19 protein-coding genes and 1 pseudogene are annotated in these 20704 nt (G+C 40.2%); 3 read left to right on the top strand and 17 right to left on the bottom strand.

What is annotated here, in order from left to right; all coding sequences use genetic code 11:
• Positions 1 to 46 precede the first annotated feature (46 nt).
• The 4 genes and pseudogenes from QFZ28_RS23980 to QFZ28_RS23965 all read right to left on the bottom strand — a co-directional run bounded on the left by QFZ28_RS23980 (position 47) and on the right by QFZ28_RS23965 (position 2585).
• The gene (locus QFZ28_RS23980; RefSeq protein WP_307197153.1) at positions 47 to 958 is read right to left on the bottom strand and encodes a LiaF transmembrane domain-containing protein; all 912 of its coding nucleotides are present in this window, start codon (positions 956 to 958) and stop codon (positions 47 to 49) included.
• 85 nt (positions 959 to 1043) lie between these two features.
• Positions 1044 to 1445 (bottom strand): annotated as a pseudogene (locus tag QFZ28_RS23975) (hypothetical protein); the annotation flags it as partial.
• A complete protein-coding gene (locus QFZ28_RS23970) occupies positions 1345 to 1629 on the bottom strand; it encodes an RNA polymerase sigma factor (RefSeq protein ID WP_307197152.1) in 285 nt (94 codons plus the stop codon). The pseudogene QFZ28_RS23975 and the gene QFZ28_RS23970, both read right to left, overlap by 101 nt.
• A 173-nt stretch (positions 1630 to 1802) precedes the next feature.
• Positions 1803 to 2585, bottom strand: coding sequence for a class I SAM-dependent methyltransferase (locus tag QFZ28_RS23965; protein WP_307197151.1), 783 nt, complete (start codon positions 2583 to 2585; stop codon positions 1803 to 1805).
• A 109-nt stretch (positions 2586 to 2694) separates the two neighbouring features.
• Between QFZ28_RS23965 and plsY the strand changes: the two genes are divergently transcribed.
• Positions 2695 to 3321: a glycerol-3-phosphate 1-O-acyltransferase PlsY gene (plsY, locus tag QFZ28_RS23960; RefSeq protein ID WP_307197150.1), complete on the top strand. Its 627-nt coding sequence runs from the start codon at positions 2695 to 2697 to the stop codon at positions 3319 to 3321.
• A gap of 38 nt (positions 3322 to 3359) precedes the next feature.
• Here plsY and QFZ28_RS23955 read toward each other — a convergent pair whose 3' ends face one another.
• The gene (locus QFZ28_RS23955; protein ID WP_307197149.1) at positions 3360 to 3911 is read right to left on the bottom strand and encodes a thioredoxin family protein; all 552 of its coding nucleotides are present in this window, start codon (positions 3909 to 3911) and stop codon (positions 3360 to 3362) included.
• A 220-nt stretch (positions 3912 to 4131) separates the two neighbouring features.
• On the opposite strand from QFZ28_RS23955, the gene putP reads away from it, so the two are divergent.
• Positions 4132 to 5610 carry a sodium/proline symporter PutP gene (gene putP / locus QFZ28_RS23950; protein WP_307197148.1) on the top strand — a complete coding sequence of 493 codons (1479 nt, stop codon included), beginning with the start codon at positions 4132 to 4134 and terminating at the stop codon, positions 5608 to 5610.
• Between the two features lie 534 nt (positions 5611 to 6144).
• On the opposite strand, the gene gatB is transcribed toward putP, so the two are convergent.
• From gatB to QFZ28_RS23910, 8 genes are all read right to left on the bottom strand, one after another.
• Positions 6145 to 7572 carry an Asp-tRNA(Asn)/Glu-tRNA(Gln) amidotransferase subunit GatB gene (gatB, locus tag QFZ28_RS23945; protein WP_307197147.1) on the bottom strand — a complete coding sequence of 476 codons (1428 nt, stop codon included), beginning with the start codon at positions 7570 to 7572 and terminating at the stop codon, positions 6145 to 6147.
• A 12-nt stretch (positions 7573 to 7584) separates the two neighbouring features.
• A complete protein-coding gene (gatA, locus tag QFZ28_RS23940) occupies positions 7585 to 9042 on the bottom strand; it encodes an Asp-tRNA(Asn)/Glu-tRNA(Gln) amidotransferase subunit GatA (protein WP_307197146.1) in 1458 nt (485 codons plus the stop codon).
• A gap of 36 nt (positions 9043 to 9078) precedes the next feature.
• The gene (gene gatC, locus QFZ28_RS23935) at positions 9079 to 9372 is read right to left on the bottom strand and encodes an Asp-tRNA(Asn)/Glu-tRNA(Gln) amidotransferase subunit GatC (protein ID WP_307197145.1); all 294 of its coding nucleotides are present in this window, start codon (positions 9370 to 9372) and stop codon (positions 9079 to 9081) included.
• 164 nt (positions 9373 to 9536) lie between these two features.
• Complete coding sequence (locus QFZ28_RS23930) at positions 9537 to 10082, bottom strand: hypothetical protein (protein ID WP_307197144.1); 546 nt, start codon at positions 10080 to 10082, stop codon at positions 9537 to 9539.
• A 283-nt stretch (positions 10083 to 10365) separates the two neighbouring features.
• On the bottom strand, positions 10366 to 10797 hold the full coding sequence (locus QFZ28_RS23925) for a YueI family protein (protein WP_307197143.1): 432 nt from the start codon (positions 10795 to 10797) through the stop codon (positions 10366 to 10368).
• Positions 10798 to 11018: 221 nt separating this feature from the next.
• Positions 11019 to 12296, bottom strand: coding sequence for an isocitrate lyase (gene aceA / locus QFZ28_RS23920; RefSeq protein WP_307197142.1), 1278 nt, complete (start codon positions 12294 to 12296; stop codon positions 11019 to 11021).
• A 32-nt stretch (positions 12297 to 12328) separates the two neighbouring features.
• Positions 12329 to 13921 (bottom strand): malate synthase A, encoded by a 1593-nt coding sequence (gene aceB / locus QFZ28_RS23915; RefSeq protein WP_307197141.1) that lies wholly within the window; start codon positions 13919 to 13921, stop codon positions 12329 to 12331.
• A 176-nt stretch (positions 13922 to 14097) separates the two neighbouring features.
• A complete protein-coding gene (locus tag QFZ28_RS23910; RefSeq protein ID WP_307197140.1) occupies positions 14098 to 15147 on the bottom strand; it encodes a glycoside hydrolase family 15 protein in 1050 nt (349 codons plus the stop codon).
• A 159-nt stretch (positions 15148 to 15306) separates the two neighbouring features.
• On the opposite strand from QFZ28_RS23910, the gene QFZ28_RS23905 reads away from it, so the two are divergent.
• Entirely contained in the window at positions 15307 to 15483 is a 177-nt protein-coding gene (locus QFZ28_RS23905; protein ID WP_307197139.1) for a hypothetical protein, read from the top strand.
• Positions 15484 to 15502: 19 nt separating this feature from the next.
• On the opposite strand, the gene QFZ28_RS23900 is transcribed toward QFZ28_RS23905, so the two are convergent.
• Genes QFZ28_RS23900 through nirB form a run of 4 tightly spaced genes read right to left on the bottom strand, consistent with a single transcriptional unit; the run spans position 15503 to position 20350 of the window.
• Positions 15503 to 16108, bottom strand: a complete 606-nt coding sequence (locus QFZ28_RS23900) for a precorrin-2 dehydrogenase/sirohydrochlorin ferrochelatase family protein (RefSeq protein ID WP_307197138.1) — start codon at positions 16106 to 16108, stop codon at positions 15503 to 15505.
• 39 nt (positions 16109 to 16147) lie between these two features.
• Positions 16148 to 17584 carry a uroporphyrinogen-III C-methyltransferase gene (gene cobA, locus QFZ28_RS23895; RefSeq protein ID WP_307197137.1) on the bottom strand — a complete coding sequence of 479 codons (1437 nt, stop codon included), beginning with the start codon at positions 17582 to 17584 and terminating at the stop codon, positions 16148 to 16150.
• Positions 17585 to 17608: 24 nt separating this feature from the next.
• On the bottom strand, positions 17609 to 17929 hold the full coding sequence (gene nirD / locus QFZ28_RS23890; RefSeq protein WP_307197136.1) for a nitrite reductase small subunit NirD: 321 nt from the start codon (positions 17927 to 17929) through the stop codon (positions 17609 to 17611).
• Between the two features lie 6 nt (positions 17930 to 17935).
• Positions 17936 to 20350 (bottom strand): nitrite reductase large subunit NirB, encoded by a 2415-nt coding sequence (gene nirB / locus QFZ28_RS23885; protein WP_307197135.1) that lies wholly within the window; start codon positions 20348 to 20350, stop codon positions 17936 to 17938.
• Positions 20351 to 20704: the final 354 nt, after the last annotated feature.

Raw genomic sequence — 20704 nt, 5'->3', positions numbered from 1 at the left:
ACTATCATACCTTTTTTTTATTTTTTTGCAAAAAATAAAATGAGAACTAGTTATTATTTAAACTAACATAATGGGTATTCGAAATGCTAATCTGGTACTTACCCTCACCAGACTGGTGAACAGCATCTACACGATCCCCTTGATTTGTATCACCTTTTTTCGTTATATTCCATGCGCCCTCGGCACCGGAAACCCCATCTACATCAACAGCTTGAATTTTCAAATTGCTCATTTCAGCAACCTTTACATCTAATGACGAGGCACCTTTAATACTCCAATCATTCTCAAGTTCCCTCGGGTTTAATGTAATGTCCGCTCCGGTGCTAATTACCTCAAGCTCCACACCCTTGGGAATCAGAATGGTTGAAGCCAATTCTGTATGACTATAAAAAGGTCCCACCTCATTCGGAAGTGTCTTAACATTTACAAAAAGGGTATCTCCCTTTCTTTTCGCATACACATAATCATCCGCACTCGCTAAAAGCTTCTCCTTTTTAGTGGTCTGGGTCCTGTAAGTCCCAAACATTGACACCTCTTTTTCTTCGGTTGCTTCAATTGTTGTTTGGTAGGCTGTCGTTCTAAGGATAACTCGTTTAATACTATCATCCATTTGATAGGAGAAGTCCGGCAGCTCAAAGGAACGTTCCTCTCTAGCTACTACTTCCTCCACTTTTCCCATAATACCGGTAGCACTAAGTGTCGCAAACAAAATTCCTGCCACTCCGAGCAAACCGACAAAGAGAATACTAACAAAATCATATTTTAAAATTGGCTTCTCCTGTTTTGAGAAGAATAAGTAGAGTAGTATTTCAATCCCGAGAACGATTAACAGAATTGGCCACCATGCCGACATCACATGGACAAGATCAAGACCCATGAACCTTGAGAGAAAAAGGAAGAGGCCCAGGAAAACAAGTGAGGCCCCCATCGAAAACGTACCAACACGCCATGATCTCATGCCTGATCCTCCTTTCTTTTTTTAAAAAGGAACCCAATTCCAGCCTCCATTAACAGTACCCCTGTTAGTGTGTTTTTCCACCTTTTCATGACTTCTTCTCCTCCCTTTTATGCTTGCTGCCGGCTAAAAGCTTGATACCGCCGCCAATTAACAGCACACATACTATCCCCGTTTGAAAATAACTTTGTACCCAATACATTAAATCGATTTGGATTACATTTGAGAGCATTGGGGCAAAGACAGGAATAACCACATTCATGAATAGGTAATAAACCCCCAGCACGACTAGACCAATTCCAACCCACTTTTGATGATTAATTAAGTAAGAAATAATCGGAACATCCTCGATTTCTTCCTCACCGTATTTGGAAACCTTTTGTATGGCATCAAAAAAGCTGTAAAACCAGATAATCGGAATCAGGAACAAAAAGATTCCAAGACGTAAAATATCTAAAATATAAATGGAAAACAGGAAAGCTGCCATTAACGGTCATCCAAGTCTTAAATCCTTGATTTTCATATTGGGAGAGAGAGGAATATATTTTCATAAATACTTCCTGAGCGGCGTCCTCTGCTTCCTTTTGATCACGAAGTACAGCAAAGACAGTCCGGAACACATCATTGCGGTACTTCTCAACTAAAAGTCGAAAGGCATGGTCACTGCCGTCCATTCCTTTTTGTAATAAAGCTGAATCACTAATCGCACTCTCCCCCTTTCTAACTGACCTTCACCCTAATAGACGAAATGATAGTTACAAACCCCTACACTTTGTAAAAAAATATTTTTTTTGCCAACCATATCATAAAAAAACGTGCGAACTGGTCGCACGTCTAAGGAATGACTTTATTCTTGCAGCCTTAATATACAAACATTACATTCGTGTGGAATTACATAGGAATCTTGTTCGGATAGGACAGCTGTTAAATCTTGAAGTGTTTTTTTCCTTACACCCGCTTCTAACCCTGCGAGCCAGGAGATGGATTCCACTCTTTCTATCCATGTCTCCTTTGTAAAGGTAACGTTATAATTAAGACTATAAAAGTCACTTAACTTGAATCCATTGGTCTGCCATTCCTCGAACCACTCAGCCGGAAGACCGTTAATCCTCTGCCTGGATTGTGCCTTTGTCCCTGCTGGTTTAAGTCCTCCACTTACATATTTTGATAAGACTTCGAATGTCTTTTCAACCACTGATGGTCCTGCAAGAAATCCAGAATCTATGACAATTAGTGTCCCTTTTGCTTTTAATATTCGCTTTATTTCTGCCATTGCTTTTTCACGTTCAAACCAGTGCCAGGCACGCATGACGGTTACCATATCAAACTTAGAATCATCTAAACCCGTATTCTCAGAGGTACCTTGCAGATAAGGAATGTTATAATTTTTTGACTTATTTAACGCCACTGCATGTTGTAGTAATTCTTTTGATGGATCCACCCCAGTAACATCTGCTTTCCTCATAGCAATTTTCCTTGTTAAAGCTCCTGTCCCACAGCCAATATCCACAACCTTTTTCCCATCAAGAAAAATACCTCGGACATAAAGACTATCCATTAAACTTACGGGAATATCTTCTCTTGCTTTCGCATAACTTTTAGCAACTTGACCAAAATCTGTCTGTTCCATTCTAGTCGCCCCTTTAATATTTCCTATTTTAGGAATTATTAAAATAATACCATTGAAGTGTGATAAAATGCTATTGTTGTAGAAGATACTCTCACAAAGGAATGATGATATGCTCTGGTTGTTGCTCCTTTCCTCCTATTTGATTGGAAGCATTCCGACTGCGCTAATTGTGGGCAAGCTGGTTTACGGGATTGATATTCGTGACCATGGCAGTAAAAATCCTGGTGCCACCAACACATTAAGGGTACTTGGAAAAGGATCAGCTATTATCGTGGTACTTGTTGATATTGGTAAAGGAGCACTCGCTGCTTATCTGCCTTTATACTTCAACCTTGATGTTGAACCACTTTACTTTGGTCTGATTGCTGTAGTGGGACACTGCTTCCCTATTTTCGCTGGCTTTCGTGGTGGAAAAGCTATTGCCACTACTGCCGGAACCTTAGCAGTAGCGAATTTTCCTTTAGCTTTAATTGCGTTTATTACCTTCTTTTTAGTCATCTTTATAACAAAGTACGTGTTTTTCGGCTCCATCTCAGTTGGTCTCAGCCTATTGATTTACTCTTTCATTTCTCCTGAACAGGATTTTGAACTTATCTTTTTATTTTTTACATTATTTTTAATTTATCTTCACCGCTCTAATATTCGTAACCTTATTCTAGGAATCGAACCCAAAATAAATGATAAAAATCTTATTAACGACCGGATTCCTCCGAAAAATAACAATTTAAAATTGTAAAAAGAATCCCTGGCTACTTTGCCAGGGATTCTTTTTTATTACAAAAAGGAAGTCATAATACTGTTTGCAACAGTTTGCCAAATCGATGAGTCAGTCTGATAAGATTGACCGAGACGCTTATATAACGCCATCTGCTTCTCCTGGAAGTCCGGAGCATCCTTATCAGGCAGTTCTGCTCGGCCTTTTTCTACAAGGGCTTGCATTTCTGGCGCACGAGGTCCCCATACTCCAACTTCATTTCCTTCTTGATTAATGAAAATAAAAATAGGTATTGCTCTCGAGGTGCCATTTGTTAAATATTGGTCCATTAGTTCAAGATTCTGGTCACGCAGAACAAACCGGACCTGCATCTCAGCAGCTTCAGCCAGTTTTAGCAATACTGGATTGTTAAGCATAGCGTCACCGCACCAATCTTCCGTTAGAACAATAGCTCGTAATTTTTTTGACTGAACTGCTTCAAGTTTCTTCTTATCCTCTTCGGTTACCTCAAAGCGATTGTAAATAGAAGTCATTTCTTCTTTATTGCGAGTCATTGAACTTATGTACTCATCTTTCGTTAAACCCTTTTGAAACCAAGAATTCAATTCCAAATTAAACACTCCCTTCTATTTCTTTTATCATAGCCCTTTCATTTCTTTGTTACAAATGAAAGGATTTACAACTTTTGTACTGATATTCCAAGAGTACTTTAACTTATTTTAGGAAAGTAAAAAAATTCTAGTGGATATAGTTATATCCTGTTGATAGAATATTTTATATATAAAAAAAATTATCTTAGTTGGTTTTTAACATAATAAAGGGGGAAAAAGTATGTCCAATGAAACACTACAGCTTGTTTCGATAGGAATTTACCTTGCGATGATGCTTTTTATCGGTTGGTATTCCTATCGTAAAACTAACAATCTAACAGACTATATGCTTGGAGGAAGGTCATTAGGACCCGCTGTCACCGCATTAAGTGCTGGGGCTGCTGATATGAGCGGCTGGCTATTAATGGGATTGCCAGGAGGAATTTATGTAACAGGTTTAGCGGACGCATGGATTGCGATTGGTTTAACCATTGGAGCCTACCTTAATTGGTTATTTGTTGCACCTCGTCTTCGCTCCTATACTCAGGTTGCCAACGATTCGATAACGATTCCAAGTTACCTAGAAAATCGTTTTAAAGACAACACCAAACTGCTCCGGATTGTGTCCGGTATTGTTATTCTGATTTTCTTTACGTTTTATGTTTCTTCAGGTTTAGTATCCGGAGCAGTCTTTTTTGAGAGTTCCTTTGGAACAAGCTATCTGACAGGACTTTTAATTGTTGGCGGTGTTACCATTGCCTATACATTATTCGGAGGATTTCTAGCTGTTAGTTACACCGACTTTATTCAAGGATTAATGATGCTGATTGCCCTGCTTTTAGTTCCGGCGATTGGAATTTTTACAGTAGGAGGCCCTGCAGAAACGTTTGATACCGTTCGAGCTATTGACCCTGCCTACCTTGATTTCTTTAAAGGTACAACAACATTAGGAATTATTTCAGCAATGGCTTGGGGACTTGGTTATTTTGGCCAGCCGCATATCATTGTGCGCTTCATGGCCATTACAACAATACAAGAAACAAAAAGCGCACGCCGAATTGGAATGGGCTGGATGATATTTTCACTGCTGGGTACCATCTTCACTGGATTCATTGGAATTGCTTACTTCCATAATAATCCACAGCATGTATTAGAGAATCCAGAAGCGGTTTTTATTGAACTAAGTCAGATTCTATTCCATCCTTTATTCGCTGGATTTGCTTTAGCTGCCATTCTTGCAGCCATCATGAGTACCATTTCATCACAATTAATCGTTACATCGAGTGCACTAGTGGAAGACTTATACAAAGTAGTCATGAATAAAAAAGCCACAGACAAACACCTCGTCTTCCTAGGAAGAATGGCTGTTCTTTTGGTAGCGGTCGTTGCTGGCATCCTTGCTCTTGATCAAAATAGCACCATTCTAGACCTTGTCGCATATGCATGGGCAGGATTCGGTGCTGCATTTGGTCCCATCATTATTCTAAGCTTATTCTGGAAGAAGATGACCAACTGGGGTGCTCTTTTTGGAATGATTGTAGGGGCTGTTACCGTTATCGTTTGGAAAAACATTGGACTCGGAGAAACACTTTACGAAATCGTACCTGGCTTTGTTTTCAACTTGATTGTTGCTTATATCGTCAGCTTACTTACGTATAAGAAAAATGAAGTGATTGAAAAAGAATTTGATGAAAGTGTCAGCTTATTAAAAATGAAATAGAACCTTTCAGAAATGCCTGGATAGCAAAATCCAGGTGTTTTTTTTTATCTATCAGTCTGACAATTTCTCCTTTTTCATTGTTAACCAAACGTTTGATTAGTTTTGATTTAACACTTACTATTAAAGGTTTTTACATTGAAAAACGGTAGAATTATGTCATTTAATTAATCATTTGATTAAATAGCGGGGAAATGCCTAAACAAAGGGCTTTCTGCTCAAATTATAATAAACAGATTGTCGATTTATGAGCCCAAATCTAATAAATTATTATTTCGGCTGACGAGTTGGGTCCCATTCGACATTGTTCCCCAGCGTCACTACTAATTAAACGTTTGATTAAAATAGGCCTCAACCCTAATTATTACAAGTTTTTCTCAAAAAAGAGGGATGAATGATGTCGACTAATTAAACGTTTGATTAGTTTGATTCAATCCCCTATGTTTAACGAGTTTCCTGGGAAATCTTTAAATAGTATTTGTCGAGATATTTTCGACAAAAAAACTGGCAGAATCATATCTGCCAGCTTAGGATATTTTATCGTTTGCTTAATTCCTGATTCAATAATTGGTTTACTAATTGTGGGTTAGCCTGCCCTTTTGTTGCCTTCATTAGCTGCCCAACGAGGAAACCTACTGCCTTATTTTTACCATTTTTGAAATCTTCAACTGATTGTGGATTTGCATCGAGAACCTCAGATATGATTTTCAACAGTGTTCCTTCATCTGAAATTTGTACGAGCCCTTTGTCTTTAACGATTTTCTCAGCATCACCGCCGTTTTCAATCAACTCTTTGAAAACAGTCTTAGCAATTTTGGAAGAGATGGTTCCATTTTCGATTAGCTTAATCATACTAGCTAAGCCTTCAGGTGTTAAAGCAATTTGATGAAGTTCTTTCCCCTCAGCATTCAGGTAAGCAGAAACATCTCCCATAATCCAGTTGGAAGCCAATTTCGCCTCTGCACCTGCAGCTACTGTACCTTCAAAGAAATCAGCCATTTCTTTCGTTACAGTTAAAACCTTGGCGTCATAGACAGGTAATCCCAACTCTTCCACATAGCGCTTTTGCCGCTGATCTGGGAGCTCTGGTATTTCAGCTGCAATACGAGCTTTCCATTCTTCATCAATAAATATATCTAGTAAGTCTGGTTCTGGGAAGTAACGATAATCATCAGACCCTTCTTTTACACGCATAAGTAAGGTAGCACCTGTCGCTTCATCAAATCGACGTGTCTCCTGATCGATTTTCCCGCCGTTAGACACAACCTCACGTTGACGCTTCTCTTCATATTCCAGCCCTTTTCGAACAAAATTGAAAGAGTTTAAGTTCTTTAATTCTGTCTTGGTTCCAAACTCTTCTTGCCCAACCGGACGAATGGATATATTGGCGTCACAGCGAAGAGAGCCTTCTTCCATCTTACAATCTGATACTCCAGTATATTGAATAATCGATTTTAATTTTTCAAGATAGGCATAGGCTTCATCCGGTGTACGGATATCAGGTTCTGATACGATTTCCACAAGCGGTGTTCCCTGGCGGTTATAATCGACTAACGAATAGCCATTCCCGTGACTGAGCTTCCCTGCATCCTCTTCTAAGTGGATTCTTGTGATTCCAATTCGTTTGGTATAGCCATTTACTTCAATTTCAATCCAGCCATGCTCCCCGATTGGCTTATCAAATTGAGAGATCTGATACGCCTTCGGATTATCTGGATAAAAATAGTTCTTACGGTCAAACTTCGTATGAGTGGCTACCTGGCAATTTAAGGCCATAGCTGCCTTCATTCCGTATTCAACGGCCTTTTTATTAAGGACCGGCAGCACACCAGGATAACCAAGGTCAATGACACTTGTGTTTGTGTTCGGCTCAGCCCCAAAATGGTTTGGGCTGGCTGAAAAGATTTTCGAATCCGTTTTTAACTCAACATGAACTTCAAGACCAATCACTGTTTCAAACTCCATCTTATTCACCTCCTATAGTCCTGGCTTTTGTTTATGATAATCTGTTGCCTGTTCAAATGCATGTGCGACACGGTAAATCGTCTCTTCATCAAAGTGCTTGCCGATGATCTGTAAACCTAGCGGCAATCCATTATCAAATCCACAAGGTACGGAGATTCCTGGTACTCCTGCTAGATTCACGGGAATCGTTAAGATATCATTCACATACATCGTTAATGGATCATCAATATTTTCACCAATTTTAAACGCAGGCGTTGGAGTCGTTGGACCAATAATGACATCATATTTTTCAAAAACATCTTCAAAGTCCTTCTTAATTAACGTACGGACTTGCTGTGCCTTTTTGTAATAAGCATCGTAATAACCTGAACTTAATGCAAAGGTACCAAGCATGATACGGCGTTTTACCTCATCACCAAAACCTTCCGCTCTTGATTTCTTATATAAATCAAGTAAATTATCAGCATTTGGTGTCCGGTAACCATAGCGGACGCCGTCAAAACGGGCAAGATTGGCAGACGCTTCCGAAGAAGAAAGCAAATAATAGGCTGCTAATGCATATTTAGAGTGAGGCAAGGAAACCTCTTCCCAAACTGCTCCCTGTTTTTCAAGCACTTTTAACGCATCGAGTACGGACTGACGAACACTTTCAGTAACACCCTCACCTAGATACTCTTTAGGCACCGCAATTTTTAACCCTTTTACATCTCCAGTTAAGGCAGAGACGAAATTCGGTACATCAACATTCGCTGATGTGGAGTCCATTTGATCTAATCCGGATATTGCTTGCAAAAGGTAAGCATTATCCTCAACTGTTCTTGTAATTGGTCCAATTTGGTCAAGCGACGACGCAAATGCTACTAGCCCGAAACGGGAAACACGGCCATAAGTCGGCTTTAACCCTACTACCCCGCAAAAAGCAGCTGGCTGTCGGATGGATCCCCCTGTATCGGAACCTAATGAAAACAGTACCTCACCTGCCGCAACGGAAGCAGCAGAGCCGCCTGATGAGCCGCCTGGTACTCTATCAAGATCCCATGGATTGCGCGTTTTTTGGTAGTGGGAATTTTCATTAGAAGAACCCATCGCAAACTCATCCATGTTTAATTTTCCAATCGTTACAGTCTCATGCAGTTGAAGTTTCTGGACAACAGTCGCATCGTAGATGGGATTAAAGTTTTCTAGGATCTTACTCGCACAGGTTGTCCGAAGTCCTTTTGTGACAATATTGTCCTTTATACCAATTGGCATCCCAAACAACAAACCACTTTTGGAGTCCGTGGCAAGCTTGTCATCAAGGGAACTGGCTGTTTGCCGAGCTTTCTCTTCATCCAATGTTAAAAATGCCTTAACCTTTCCCTCTACTTGGGCAATACGTTTATATGACTCATCGATAAGATCAGTAACCTTTAGTTCCTTCTTATGTAAAAGTTCATGAAGATCTGAAACTTTATAATCAAATAAGCTCATTTTTTCCCTCCTTTATTTAGCTCCAGCAACTAGGATTTACTCCCCTATAATTGCTGGAACTTTAATTTGGCCATCCTGATGGTCAGGTGCATTTTTTAATACTTCTTCACGCGGCAATCCCTTTTCTTTACTGTCCTCACGGAATACATTTTTCATATCGAGTACATGGTAAGTTGGTTCAACATTTGTTGTATCCAGCTCATTTAACTGTTCTGCAAATGTAATGATAGCATCGAGTTGCTTTGTGAACCTTTCAACCTCATCCTCCGATATTTCTAACCTTGCTAGGTTTGCTACATGCTTAACCTGCTCGTTTGAGATTCGTGTCATTTTTCAATCCCCCGTTCCCTTTGTCTTAGTTAATTTACTATTGATAATAACAAACTTTTCCGCTTCACCGCAATGATTCCCTCATCAGTATAGACATTTTAAGTACTTTTAGATAGATAGCTACAAAAAAAAAGGAGCATTTGCTCCCTGAATTATGTATTCGTTTATTGTTGAGGAATAACCTCACCATTACCATTTAAAGCTCTAACCTGCGGACGGAAGCCTATTCCCACATAGTAGCGTTTGCCATCTTTCTCAATCATCTTTGCTTTTTTATAATCTTCGGTTTCCTGATTGGCAATTTCAATGGTAATGATAGTCTCATTATTGATTTCTCCAAACACAACATAGATATCTTTCAGGACATTCCCTTTGTCATCATACTTTGTATAATTTTCATTGTAAATGGAATAGGTTTCGCTCTCTGCATGCTCCCAGCCATTGGGACCATCATTTTTCCATCCCTTTTCATCGTTCCCTTCAAAGAAAGAGACACCTAGAACCGGATCTTTTATATGATCCACTTCTTTTCCTTCTGCTTTCGTGGTGTATAAGACGATTGTTATCCCATCACTTTTTGTCTTGTACAAAACTTCTTTAACTTTGAATGGAATCGTTTCTGCAATGGCTTTTTCTAGTGTTGGATATTTGCACCCCGTAAGAATAAACATTAGAACAATCGCGATAAAAAGAACTTTACATTTTCTCATAATTCTCTCCTCCTAGACTTGGTCAGAATGTTTATTAGTAATCTAGTAATCTCTAGTAAAAAGTAATAGGGAAATGTAATCCCCACTTCCTACCTGACCATTTTTCTTTTCGTTCTCATTATGAGTATCTCGGTCCCCCTTATATTAATAGACCTAAATGGTAGTCTCCTTATAGATAATAATATTCCAATTTTTCATATAATTCCAGTTATATCCAAATGAAAGTCCAAGTACCCTAATAAATAATAAAAGCAGTCCAATTGACTGCTTGGTTGCTTGCCTATTATCGTTTAAATAATTTCGCAAAAAGTCCTTTACTTTTTGGGGGTTGGGGCTGACTGATTTCTTTTTGAGTGATATAAATATCTTCCTTATCAATGGCATGGTCCATCGCCAGCAGTAGGCCGATATCTGTATCTCGTTCCTTATTGGTTACAATCTTATGTTCAATCTTGTGTTTGGCGGCTAACTTTACATATTTGGATAAGGCTGCGTATTCGATATTTCCATTTAATAAGAGATTAGCTTGAGGATTTTTTTTCATTTCCCTCTCCACTTGAGGGTAAATCGTTGCTTCTGCGACTTGGTTTTTCTTAAGAGCAAGAATAACCCGTTCTCGTAATGTTCCTAAGAATTCCCGCCTTTCATCCGGCTTTGTCTCTAAAGGACCGTGAATTCCCTGTTGAAGGACATCCTCCACACTCTGCTTTTTCAAAAAGATCAACTCCATTAAAAGGGCTACTATTATGTATGATAATACCCTAAAAAGTGTTCATTTCCAAAAAAGCTTGTCTGATGTGGTTATCCGAGAGTGTTTTCAGCCAACCGCAAGTATTTTCCGCTATCCACAAGTATTTTCCGCTATCCGCAAGTAACCTGCCTAAATAGCAATAAACCCCTTCTCCAAATCGGAGAAAGGGGTTCATACCACTAGATTTATTTTGTAAACTGTTCTTCCTCTGTTGAACCTTTTAACGCGGTTGTGGAGGATGTACCACCTGTAATTACCATGGATACTTGATCAAAGTAGCCTGTTCCTACTTCACGCTGGTGTCTTGTTGCTGTGTAGCCGTATTGCTCGCTGTCGAACTCAGCTTGCTGCAATTCGGAGTACGCCGCCATACCACGCTCTTTGTAGCCGCGAGCTAGTTCAAACATGCTGTGGTTCAATGCATGGAAGCCAGCAAGTGTAACGAATTGGAACTTGTAGCCCATTTTTCCAAGCTCTTGCTGGAATTTGGCAATCGTATCCTGATCAAGTTTCTTTTTCCAGTTAAAAGACGGAGAGCAGTTGTAAGCAAGCATTTTTCCAGGGAACTTCTCATGAATCGCTTCAGCAAAACGTCTAGCTTCCTCAATATTTGGCTCAGATGTTTCACACCAGATTAAATCTGCATATGGTGCATAAGCTAAGCCGCGGGCAATCGCCTGATCAAGTCCTGCCTTTGTCCGGAAAAAGCCTTCTGCAGTGCGCTCTCCTGTAATGAACGGTGCGTCGTTCATATCAATATCACTGGTAATTAAATCAGCGGCATTTGCATCTGTCCGCGCAACCAATACAGTTGGAACACCCATAACGTCAGCCGCCAAACGAGCTGCAATTAAGTTACGAACCGCCGTTTGTGTTGGCAATAACACTTTACCACCTAAGTGACCACATTTCTTCTCAGAGGAAAGCTGATCTTCAAAGTGAACACCTGCAGCTCCTGCTTCAATCATTCCCTTCATTAATTCAAAACAGTTTAGCTGTCCGCCAAAGCCAGCCTCTGCGTCTGCAACAATTGGCACAAACCAATCGATAGAATTATCACCTTCTGAATGGGTGATTTGGTCAGCACGCTGAAGTGCTTGGTTAATTCGTTTTACAACACTCGGTACGCTGTTGGCTGGGTATAAACTTTGGTCTGGATACATATGTCCAGAGAGGTTGGCATCTGCTGCTACCTGCCATCCGCTAAGATAAATGGCTTTTAATCCTGCTTTGACCTGCTGAACAGCTTGATTTCCTGTAAGTGCTCCTAAAGCATTAATGTATTCTTCTTCATTCATTTGCTTCCACAGCTTTTCTGCTCCACGTCTAGCCAATGTATGCTCGATGTCAATTGAACCACGAAGCTTGATAACATCCTCAGCAGTGTATGGTCTAGTAATTCCATTCCAACGTTTATCCATTTCCCAGCTTTCTTGTAACTCCATCGCTCTTGAATTTGTCATTTTAAATTCCTCCTATTAATCTATTAGAATTTTTATAGAAGCTGATATCCAGGTAAAGTTAAAAATTCAACAAATTTACCATTTAATATCATGCTGTCAAACAACTCAACCGCTTCAATAAAACGCCCAGTTTCATAGGCTTCCACGCCAATTTCCTGCCTGATTTTCGCCAACTCCTCAGCCTTGAACTGTTCATACATCTCAATGTTCACTTTCCTGCCATCGGCAAGGATCCCTTTTGGATGGCGAATCCACTGCCATAATTGAGCACGTGAGATTTCAGCCGTTGCTGCGTCCTCCATTAGGTTATGGATGGGTACAGCTCCTCTTCCAGATAACCAGGAAGCAATGTATTGAATCCCAACATTGATATTAGCGCGTACACCCTCTTCGGTAATCCTACCGCTTGGCGACTCAAGTAAATCACTGGCCGTTATGGTTATCTTTTGCTGTTTTGTTGAATAAATCTGGTTAGCCATCGGCATTTCTCTATCGAATACTTCAAGCGCTACTGGGACCAGACCGGGATGTGCTACCCATGTACCATCATGACCATCCCTTGCCTCACGTTCTTTATCCGCACAAACCTTCGCAAATGCTTCCTTGTTTGCCTGTGGATTGTCGCGAATAGGTATTTGTGCCGCCATCCCTCCAATCGCCGGTGCCTTACGGCGGTGACAGGTTTGAATGGTAAGTAATGAATAGGAACGCATGAATGGTACAGTCATGGTTACCTGAGATCGATCTGGGAGAATGATATTTTTATGGTTACGCAGTTTTTTTAAGTAACTAAAAATATAATCCCATCTGCCGCAGTTCAATCCTGCTGAGTGCTCTTTTAATTCGAATAAAATTTCATGCATTTCGAATGCCGCCATTATTGTTTCAAGTAAGACAGTTGCCTTAATGGTTCCTTGAGAAATTCCAAGCCTGTTTTGCGCAAAAATAAAGACGTCATTCCACAGCCGCGCCTCTAAATGACTTTCCAGCTTTGGCAGGTAAAAATAGGGCCCTGTTCTTCTTGCTAGCAGATTTTTTACATTGTGGAAAAAGTACATTCCAAAATCAAAAAAGCTCCCAGAAATAGGCTTGCCATGAAGCAGCACATGTTTCTCTTCTAAATGAAGTCCGCGTGGTCTTATAAATAAGACAGCTGTTTCCTCATTTAGTACATATCTTTTTCCATTTTGATTTTCATAGGAAATCGTCCGATTTACTGCATCTCTTAAGTTGATTTGTCCTTCGACGATATTTTCCCAGGTTGGTGAAGTAGCATCTTCACAATCTGCCATAAAAACCTTTGCACCCGAATTTAAAGCGTTGATGACCATCTTTCTATCGGTTGGTCCGGTAATCTCCACACGGCGATCCTGAAGGTCTTTCGGTAATGGCGCAATTGTCCAGTCACCATTTCGAATTTGCTTTGTTTCAGGAAGGAAATCAGGAAGTTGCCCGTTATTGATTTCCACTTGCCGTTGTTGCCTGTACTGTAACAGCTCAAGCCGCCTTGCCCCAAATTTTTGCTCCAGCTCCTCAACAAATTTCAGCGCTTCGGGTGTTAAAATCTCATTGTAATGCGCTTTGAGGGCTCCAACTACTTCAATACCTGTTGTTTGCGTCGACACGGACTAGTTCACCTCTTTGTTATAATACAGTGTATTACCATGTGTTGTATTATATAACACGAATTTCAAAAAAGGAACCAGTTTTCAGAAAATTTTATAAAAATAGGTAAAATAATACATAAGTCCTATTTTTCCAATAAAAGGAGACTGTTGAATTTATCAACAGCCTCTTCTTATTACATTAATGCGTCATATCGCTCTTTAGCCAGGATATACATAGCGCTTCCCCATCCTAATGGGGTATTAGAGTTGTATCTTTGGGATTGAGCAAAATACAATTCAGGTAAGCTGCCATCATCAAGCATTACCTTTTCAGTTTGTGTTATATACTGTTTTGCTTTTTTGACATTACCAAACTCTAAGTGGCATAGTGCCAGCCAAGGCAATCCAAATGTCCACTCTGCCTCAGTACCATAATAAAAAGATAAATCGTGGTGCCTTCCCATATGTTCAATGGTCGAATAATAGGAATCTCCCTTGTAGCGGATTACGCCTCGTTCCCGCAAGAGGTGCGTTTCAATTTGGTCGACAACCACTTTCGCTTGTTCCCCCGCCAAAACCCGATATGGATAGATTAAACTCAATTGAGCTAAATCGTATGGGCGCTGGTTACTTTCTTGTGGATAAATATTAGATAGGGTTTGATACCCATTGGTAATCCATTCTCCTGGGACAAATACAATATCTCTTACTGCTTGAAGGCCTGCGACACAGGCACCGACTGAGCTCGAATGGACTTCCCTCCATTCTTCCCACATCCCATTATCCTCGTCTTCCCAGTATCGAACACAGCCTAAATAGCCAACCAGCTTTTGAACAATCTCATGATCCTTTGCATCTCTAATAATCTTTTTTCCCTTCTGCTGTCCCATTCCAATCCCCCATAGTATCGCTCCAATGGCATCGTGCTGAGCATGTCCCCATGGGGTATCCATTTCCCTTACTTCCGAAGCAGAATACCTGGAATGAAGGTATTCCCATTGCTCCCTCGGTCTCTGAACGGTATGAATATCCAGCTTCCATTCGTACTCTCTAAATAAGTCCAGAATCCGATGATAGGTCATTTCATAAATGTGATTGTTTTGCTCCAAATAAGGCAGTGACATATAAAAAGAATCTCGCAACCAAACATATTGATAGTCCTGGGACGAAGAAGCTAAATACAAACCATGCGGCAAACGTAACTGATCTAGAATTTGATAACTATTGCTTATTTTTTCGTTCATAATTCACCCTCGCAGCCTTTTTCTATCTTTCTAGCCATTTGATGAACTTTTTATACAAGCAAAATGATGTATAAACTAGTAAAAACTTGCCCATGCTGAAGCTATAGAAATAGATTAGGAGACTAGGGAAGGAAAAATCAAAATGGGGAGTGATCATTCATGAGCGTTGATGAATTAAACAAAATTATGGCTGTAAAAAAGATGGATTTAGAGGAATGTGAACACGAACTTAATAATCGATATTACCCCTCGATCGTAAGAATAGCGATGATGAATTACATAATAAATTTACAAGAACAATTAGAGGAGTACGATAACGACGTAATAAATTTATAAAAAAATGACGTGTGGGGGTTCACACGTCATTTCTTGTGTTTTGCAATAACCGTAAAAACTCAGCTTCACGATCTTGACTATTCAAAAACTCTCGACTAGCAATTGCTGATAACATTTTTCTTTTTCTAGTGGCATTTTTCACTTCTTTTAAAACCCGCTGCCTGGCTGAAAATAAAAATTCTAGATACTCTTCAAATCCTTCATCAAATTGGTTTTCTAGCTGTTCCCTTATTTTCCTTGCCAATGTTGGACTGGCTCCGCCCGTTGATACCGCAATACTCAATCGTCCCCGCTGAATATGCGAAGGAACATGAAAATCCGATCCTTCCGGGTCATCGGCAATGGTGACAAGCTGTTGGTCACTCGCCGCCATTTTTATATACTGATTTACCTCATTGTCGTTCGTTGCCGCAAAAATTAGGAACGCACCATCCAGGTCCTCTTTTGAGAAGGATTTTTCAAGCCACTCGATCCTTCCAGAGCCAGCTAGCCTTTTAAGTTCATCTGTAGTATGGGGGCTAATCACAGTGATGCGCGAACCCGTACCAAGGAGGCCGGTAACTTTTCGTTCTGCCACCTTTCCGCCGCCTACAATGACTGCCTTTTTACCCTCGAGCTTTAACATAATTGGATAATTCGAATTCAATCAAAAACCCTGCCTTTCTTAAACAATCGGACACTGGATTAAGTATGCAACCAACGCTTCCCTGGTTGGAGAAACAGGCATTCCAACCGATTCTAGCCCAACACGTTCAACTTGTTCTTTTGTATGCTGACCCATACAAACCACTTGGACATCTTTTAAAAGGTCGAAAACGTCAATACCGCATTTCTTTAGGCCTTCGATAAATACATCCACCGATGCCCCGCTTGGAAATACCATCGTATTCACTTCAGATTCCTCAAGCATACGTTGAAAAATTGGCAGGAATTGCTCGTCGAGCTCTTTTTTGCTAGTGAATATAAAATCAGCATTTTCCATCTGAAATTTACGATCGTCTCCGACAACCAGCAAGCTTCCTTCTTGTGGCATGTCCCCAATGAGGCTGGCCATAAACCCACGTTCTTTTAAGGCATTAATAGATTTGCTGGAGCCGCCATAGAAATCTGCCTTTATTTTTCGAATATCGATTCCCTTTTTAATAACTGCCTCAAAAAATTCTCCAACACTTTCAGGGGATGTAAACAAGATTTTATCGTAATTTGTCACATTCCCGACCTCTACAGGTAAAATCGTTTTTTTCCATTTTGGAAATTCGATTACATCAGCACCCTGCTCGATTAATCCTTTTGCCAATCCGCTGGCACCTTTACTTGTACGGGCTAATATAATTTGTCTGCCGTATAATGGCATTTTTTCAAACCAGCTAATTTTTTCACGAAGGGAAATGACTTGTCCTACAAGGATAATCGACGGGTTGCTCAACTTAGCCTCAAGGACCTTTTCAGAGATATCACTTAATGTTCCCTGAAGGGTTTTCTGACGTCCAAATGTGCCCCATTGTATTAATATAACTGGAGTGTTAGAAGGCTTTCCATGAGCCATCATATTTTCACAGATAAACGGAAGATTCCCAACACCCATGTAAAAAGCAATCGTATCGACTCCGCGGACAAGACCTTCCCAATCAAGCATGGGTTTGCCATCCGTAGATTTATCATGCGCTGTTACGACGGCAAACGATTCAGCATGCTCGCGATGGGTAACAGGGATTCCTGCATAAAGGGGGGCTGCAATCCCCGATGAAATCCCAGGTACAATTTCAAATGGAATTTGATAGAGAGCAAGAGCGGCTGCTTCTTCACCAACACGGCCAAAAACGCCAGGATCTCCGCCTTTTAACCGGACCACTACTTTACCTTCCAGCGCCTTTTCTACTAAAAGGTCGTTGATATTCTCTTGACGTAATGTATGGCGGTCAGGTAATTTTCCGCAGTAAATCAGCTCGCAATCAGCTGGAGCAAACTCCAAAAGCTTTGGATTAGCAAGCCTATCATATAAAATGACTTCAGCATGCTTAATTGCATCCAATCCTTTTACTGTGATTAATCGAACGTCCCCTGGCCCTGCCCCTACTAAAAATACTTTTCCTGATTTCATCCTGCAGCCATCCTTCCAAACTCTTTATATAATAATATAAACGTTATCGTCTTTGACTTCCACTTGATAAGTTTTTATTTGACCTTCGTCTGGTGCCTGTACTTTTCCGTCACGTAAGGCAATCTTCCAATCATAGACAGGGCAGAAAACATATTCACCGCTTACTAAACCTTCCGTTAAGACTCCGCCTTTTGGATGCGGACTGCGATTTTCTATAGCATATACCGTACCATTTGTTACTTTAAATAAGGCAATTTCCTCATCATTCATTTTTACAGAATATCCTGACCTTACAGGAAGGTCAGAATAATTAGCTACTAGAGTCCGAATTTTTGTTATGATCATTTATAATCACTCTCCAGCCTTAAAAGTGTGTACTGCGTAATATTTATCTTTAATGTTTTCACATTCAATTGCCTCATTCCAAGGCTCAATGTATTTCTTTAACGTTTGGTCCATACGCTCATTTAATTCTTTTCTAGTTTCTGCGTTTGCTAGGACTTCTTTTACATGCTCTAAGCCAACACGTTCTACCCACTTAGAAGTACGCTCCAAGTAATTTGCTGTTTCACGGTAATATTGCAGGTAAGCACCGGTCAATTCCATTACTTCCGCTTCTGTTTTCACTGTAGCTAAAAGGTCTCCTGCACGAAGGTCTACACCGCCATTACCGGCCACATAAATTTCCCAGCCTCCATCAATTCCAACGAAGCCGATATCCTTAATTCCAGCCTCTGAGCAGTTTCTAGGGCAGGCTGACACACCCATTTTTACTTTATGAGGAGTATCAAGACGTTCAAATTTTTTCTCAAGTTCAATCCCCAATGACATCGAATCTTGTGTTCCGTAGCGGCAGAACTGTGCCCCTACACACGTTTTTACAGTGCGCAGTGTTTTTCCATATGCATAGCCAGATGGCATATCAAGCTCTTTCCACATACTAGGAAGATCTTCTTTTTTGACCCCGAACAGGCCAATACGTTGTCCTCCGGTTAGTTTTACAAGTGGGACCTCATATTTTTCCGCTACTTCGGCAATCTTTTTTAAGTCTGCAACATTAGTAACACCACCATACATTCTTGGTACGACTGAGTATGTTCCATCCTTCTGAATATTCGCATGCATTTTCTCGTTTACTAGACGTGAATCACGGTCATCCAAGTACTCATCCATGTGAATCATACCTAGATAGTAGTTTATGGCAGGACGGCATTTCGTACAGCCTTCCTCGTTATTCCACTCTAGAACATTCATCACTTCTTTAACACTGGTTAAACCCTTTTCTTTAATTTCGGCAATCAGCTCTTCACGGCTGATGGTTGTACATCCGCAAATGCTTGTTTTCTGTGCGGCGGCTGCGTCAAATTGATCACCTAATGTATAAGCTAGAATATCATTAACCATTGGCTTACAGCGCCCGCAAGAACGGCCGGCATTTGTACAATGACTAACTTGATCAAGAGTTGTCAGACCTTGTGCATTAATCGCTTCAACAATTGCTCCCTTTGTCACACCATTACAACCGCACACCAATTCATCATTCGGCATGGAAGCTATATCACCGCTTCCGCCTTCAGCTGAACATTGTGCTTCAAAAATCGAGATTCCTGTAATATCTTCCTTTTTCGAAAGCATTCGGAACAGTCTTGTACTATCTTTGGTATCGCCATAAAGAACGATTCCAACAATCCTGTTATCACGAACTAAAACCCGCTTGTAAATCCCTTCATATTCGTTATAGACCATGATTGATTTTGTTGTACCAACTTCAAATATCTCACCTGCTGAGTAAAGGTCTACTCCTGCGACTTTAAGTTGAGTACCAGTTACTGAGCCTTCATAAGGTGCTGTTTCTTTTCCGCAAATTCTTTCAGCTAGAACTTTCCCCTGCTCGTATAATGGTGCAACCAGCCCATAAACAATCTCTCTGTGCTCGGCACACTCTCCCACTGCATACACATTTGGTGCACTTGTTTCCATTAAATCATTGACGACAATTCCACGATTAACATAAATTCCGCTTTCTTTCGCAACCATTGTGTTCGACTTAATTCCGATTGCCATTACAACCAGATCTGCTGGAATGAGGGACCCATCTTTAAAACGAAGACCGGCAACGTGCTCATCTCCAATAATTTCAACGGTTTCCTTTTCCATTAAAAATCTCATACCTTGAGATTCGAGCTCTGCTTTTAATAGACTAGAAGCAATTGGATCTAACTGGCGTTCCATTAAATTCGGCATTAAGTGTACAACATCGACCTTCATTCCAAGATTCAGTAATCCTCGTGCTGCTTCAAGTCCAAGAAGCCCTCCGCCAATTACCACAGCTTTATTATAGTTTTGTGCTGACTTGATCATCATTTCACAATCTTTTATATCACGAAATCCGGTAACGCCAATTTTGTCAGCACCTGGTATAGGCAGAATGAAAGAACTAGAGCCTGTTGCGATGATTAATTCATCATACTCTACTTCCCGGCCTTGGTCGGAAATGACCTTCTTTGCTTCTACATCAACCTTCGTTACTGCTTCTCCAGTAAATAATTGAATTTTATTTTCTTTATACCAATCTAGTGGATTAATAATGATTTCTTCAAAGCTTGTATCCCCTTGAAGGATATTCGATAATTTTATGCGATTATAGTTAGGATATGGTTCTTGTCCAAAAATAGTAATTTCAAATTGATTTGGTGAGAGTTTAAGAATTTCCTCAATCGTTCTAACTCCAGCCATCCCGTTCCCAATCATCACTAGTTTTTTCATATTGGATCGCTCCTTATAAGTGGTTTATCTATGAATTTAAGTTAATTATGTTTTTCTCTATAAATACATTGTAAATGCAGAAGTCTAAAAAAATTGTGAAGTACGTCACAATTTACTATTAGTTTGTGAATCATTTCACATTATTGTCAAATATTAAGATGAGATTGAGAGGGTGGTTGAAGTTTTGGACTATTTTGGTGGTGTTTTGGACTATTTTTATTGGGTTTTGGACTATTTTCAGAGGGTTATGGACGTTTTTTTACTAGTTATGGACTTTTTCCAAGGGGTTTTGGACTTTTAGACATTATTTTCCATAAATTCCCCAAACCAAAACCCCTCCTCTAACCGAGAAGG

Source organism: Neobacillus niacini, assembly GCF_030817695.1.
Taxonomy (GTDB): Bacteria; Bacillota; Bacilli; order Bacillales; family Cytobacillaceae; genus Neobacillus; species Neobacillus niacini_F.
Note: the sequence above shows the minus strand (reverse complement) of the source record. Positions and strands in the feature narration are given on the sequence as shown.

What these genes read in the sequence shown, in the direction of transcription:
- QFZ28_RS23980 (WP_307197153.1), bottom strand. Translation starts at nt 958, where the DNA reads ATGAGATCATGGCGTGTTGGTACGTTTTCGATGGGGGCCTCACTTGTT.
- QFZ28_RS23970 (WP_307197152.1), bottom strand. Translation starts at nt 1,629, where the DNA reads ATGGACGGCAGTGACCATGCCTTTCGACTTTTAGTTGAGAAGTACCGC.
- QFZ28_RS23965 (WP_307197151.1), bottom strand. Translation starts at nt 2,585, where the DNA reads ATGGAACAGACAGATTTTGGTCAAGTTGCTAAAAGTTATGCGAAAGCA.
- plsY (WP_307197150.1), top strand. Translation starts at nt 2,695, where the DNA reads ATGCTCTGGTTGTTGCTCCTTTCCTCCTATTTGATTGGAAGCATTCCG.
- putP (WP_307197148.1), top strand. Translation starts at nt 4,132, where the DNA reads ATGTCCAATGAAACACTACAGCTTGTTTCGATAGGAATTTACCTTGCG.
- gatB (WP_307197147.1), bottom strand. Translation starts at nt 7,572, where the DNA reads ATGGAGTTTGAAACAGTGATTGGTCTTGAAGTTCATGTTGAGTTAAAA.
- gatA (WP_307197146.1), bottom strand. Translation starts at nt 9,042, where the DNA reads ATGAGCTTATTTGATTATAAAGTTTCAGATCTTCATGAACTTTTACAT.
- gatC (WP_307197145.1), bottom strand. Translation starts at nt 9,372, where the DNA reads ATGACACGAATCTCAAACGAGCAGGTTAAGCATGTAGCAAACCTAGCA.
- QFZ28_RS23930 (WP_307197144.1), bottom strand. Translation starts at nt 10,082, where the DNA reads ATGAGAAAATGTAAAGTTCTTTTTATCGCGATTGTTCTAATGTTTATT.
- aceA (WP_307197142.1), bottom strand. Translation starts at nt 12,296, where the DNA reads ATGACAAATTCAAGAGCGATGGAGTTACAAGAAAGCTGGGAAATGGAT.
- QFZ28_RS23910 (WP_307197140.1), bottom strand. Translation starts at nt 15,147, where the DNA reads ATGAACGAAAAAATAAGCAATAGTTATCAAATTCTAGATCAGTTACGT.
- QFZ28_RS23905 (WP_307197139.1), top strand. Translation starts at nt 15,307, where the DNA reads ATGAGCGTTGATGAATTAAACAAAATTATGGCTGTAAAAAAGATGGAT.
- QFZ28_RS23900 (WP_307197138.1), bottom strand. Translation starts at nt 16,108, where the DNA reads ATGTTAAAGCTCGAGGGTAAAAAGGCAGTCATTGTAGGCGGCGGAAAG.
- cobA (WP_307197137.1), bottom strand. Translation starts at nt 17,584, where the DNA reads ATGAAATCAGGAAAAGTATTTTTAGTAGGGGCAGGGCCAGGGGACGTT.
- nirD (WP_307197136.1), bottom strand. Translation starts at nt 17,929, where the DNA reads ATGATCATAACAAAAATTCGGACTCTAGTAGCTAATTATTCTGACCTT.
- nirB (WP_307197135.1), bottom strand. Translation starts at nt 20,350, where the DNA reads ATGAAAAAACTAGTGATGATTGGGAACGGGATGGCTGGAGTTAGAACG.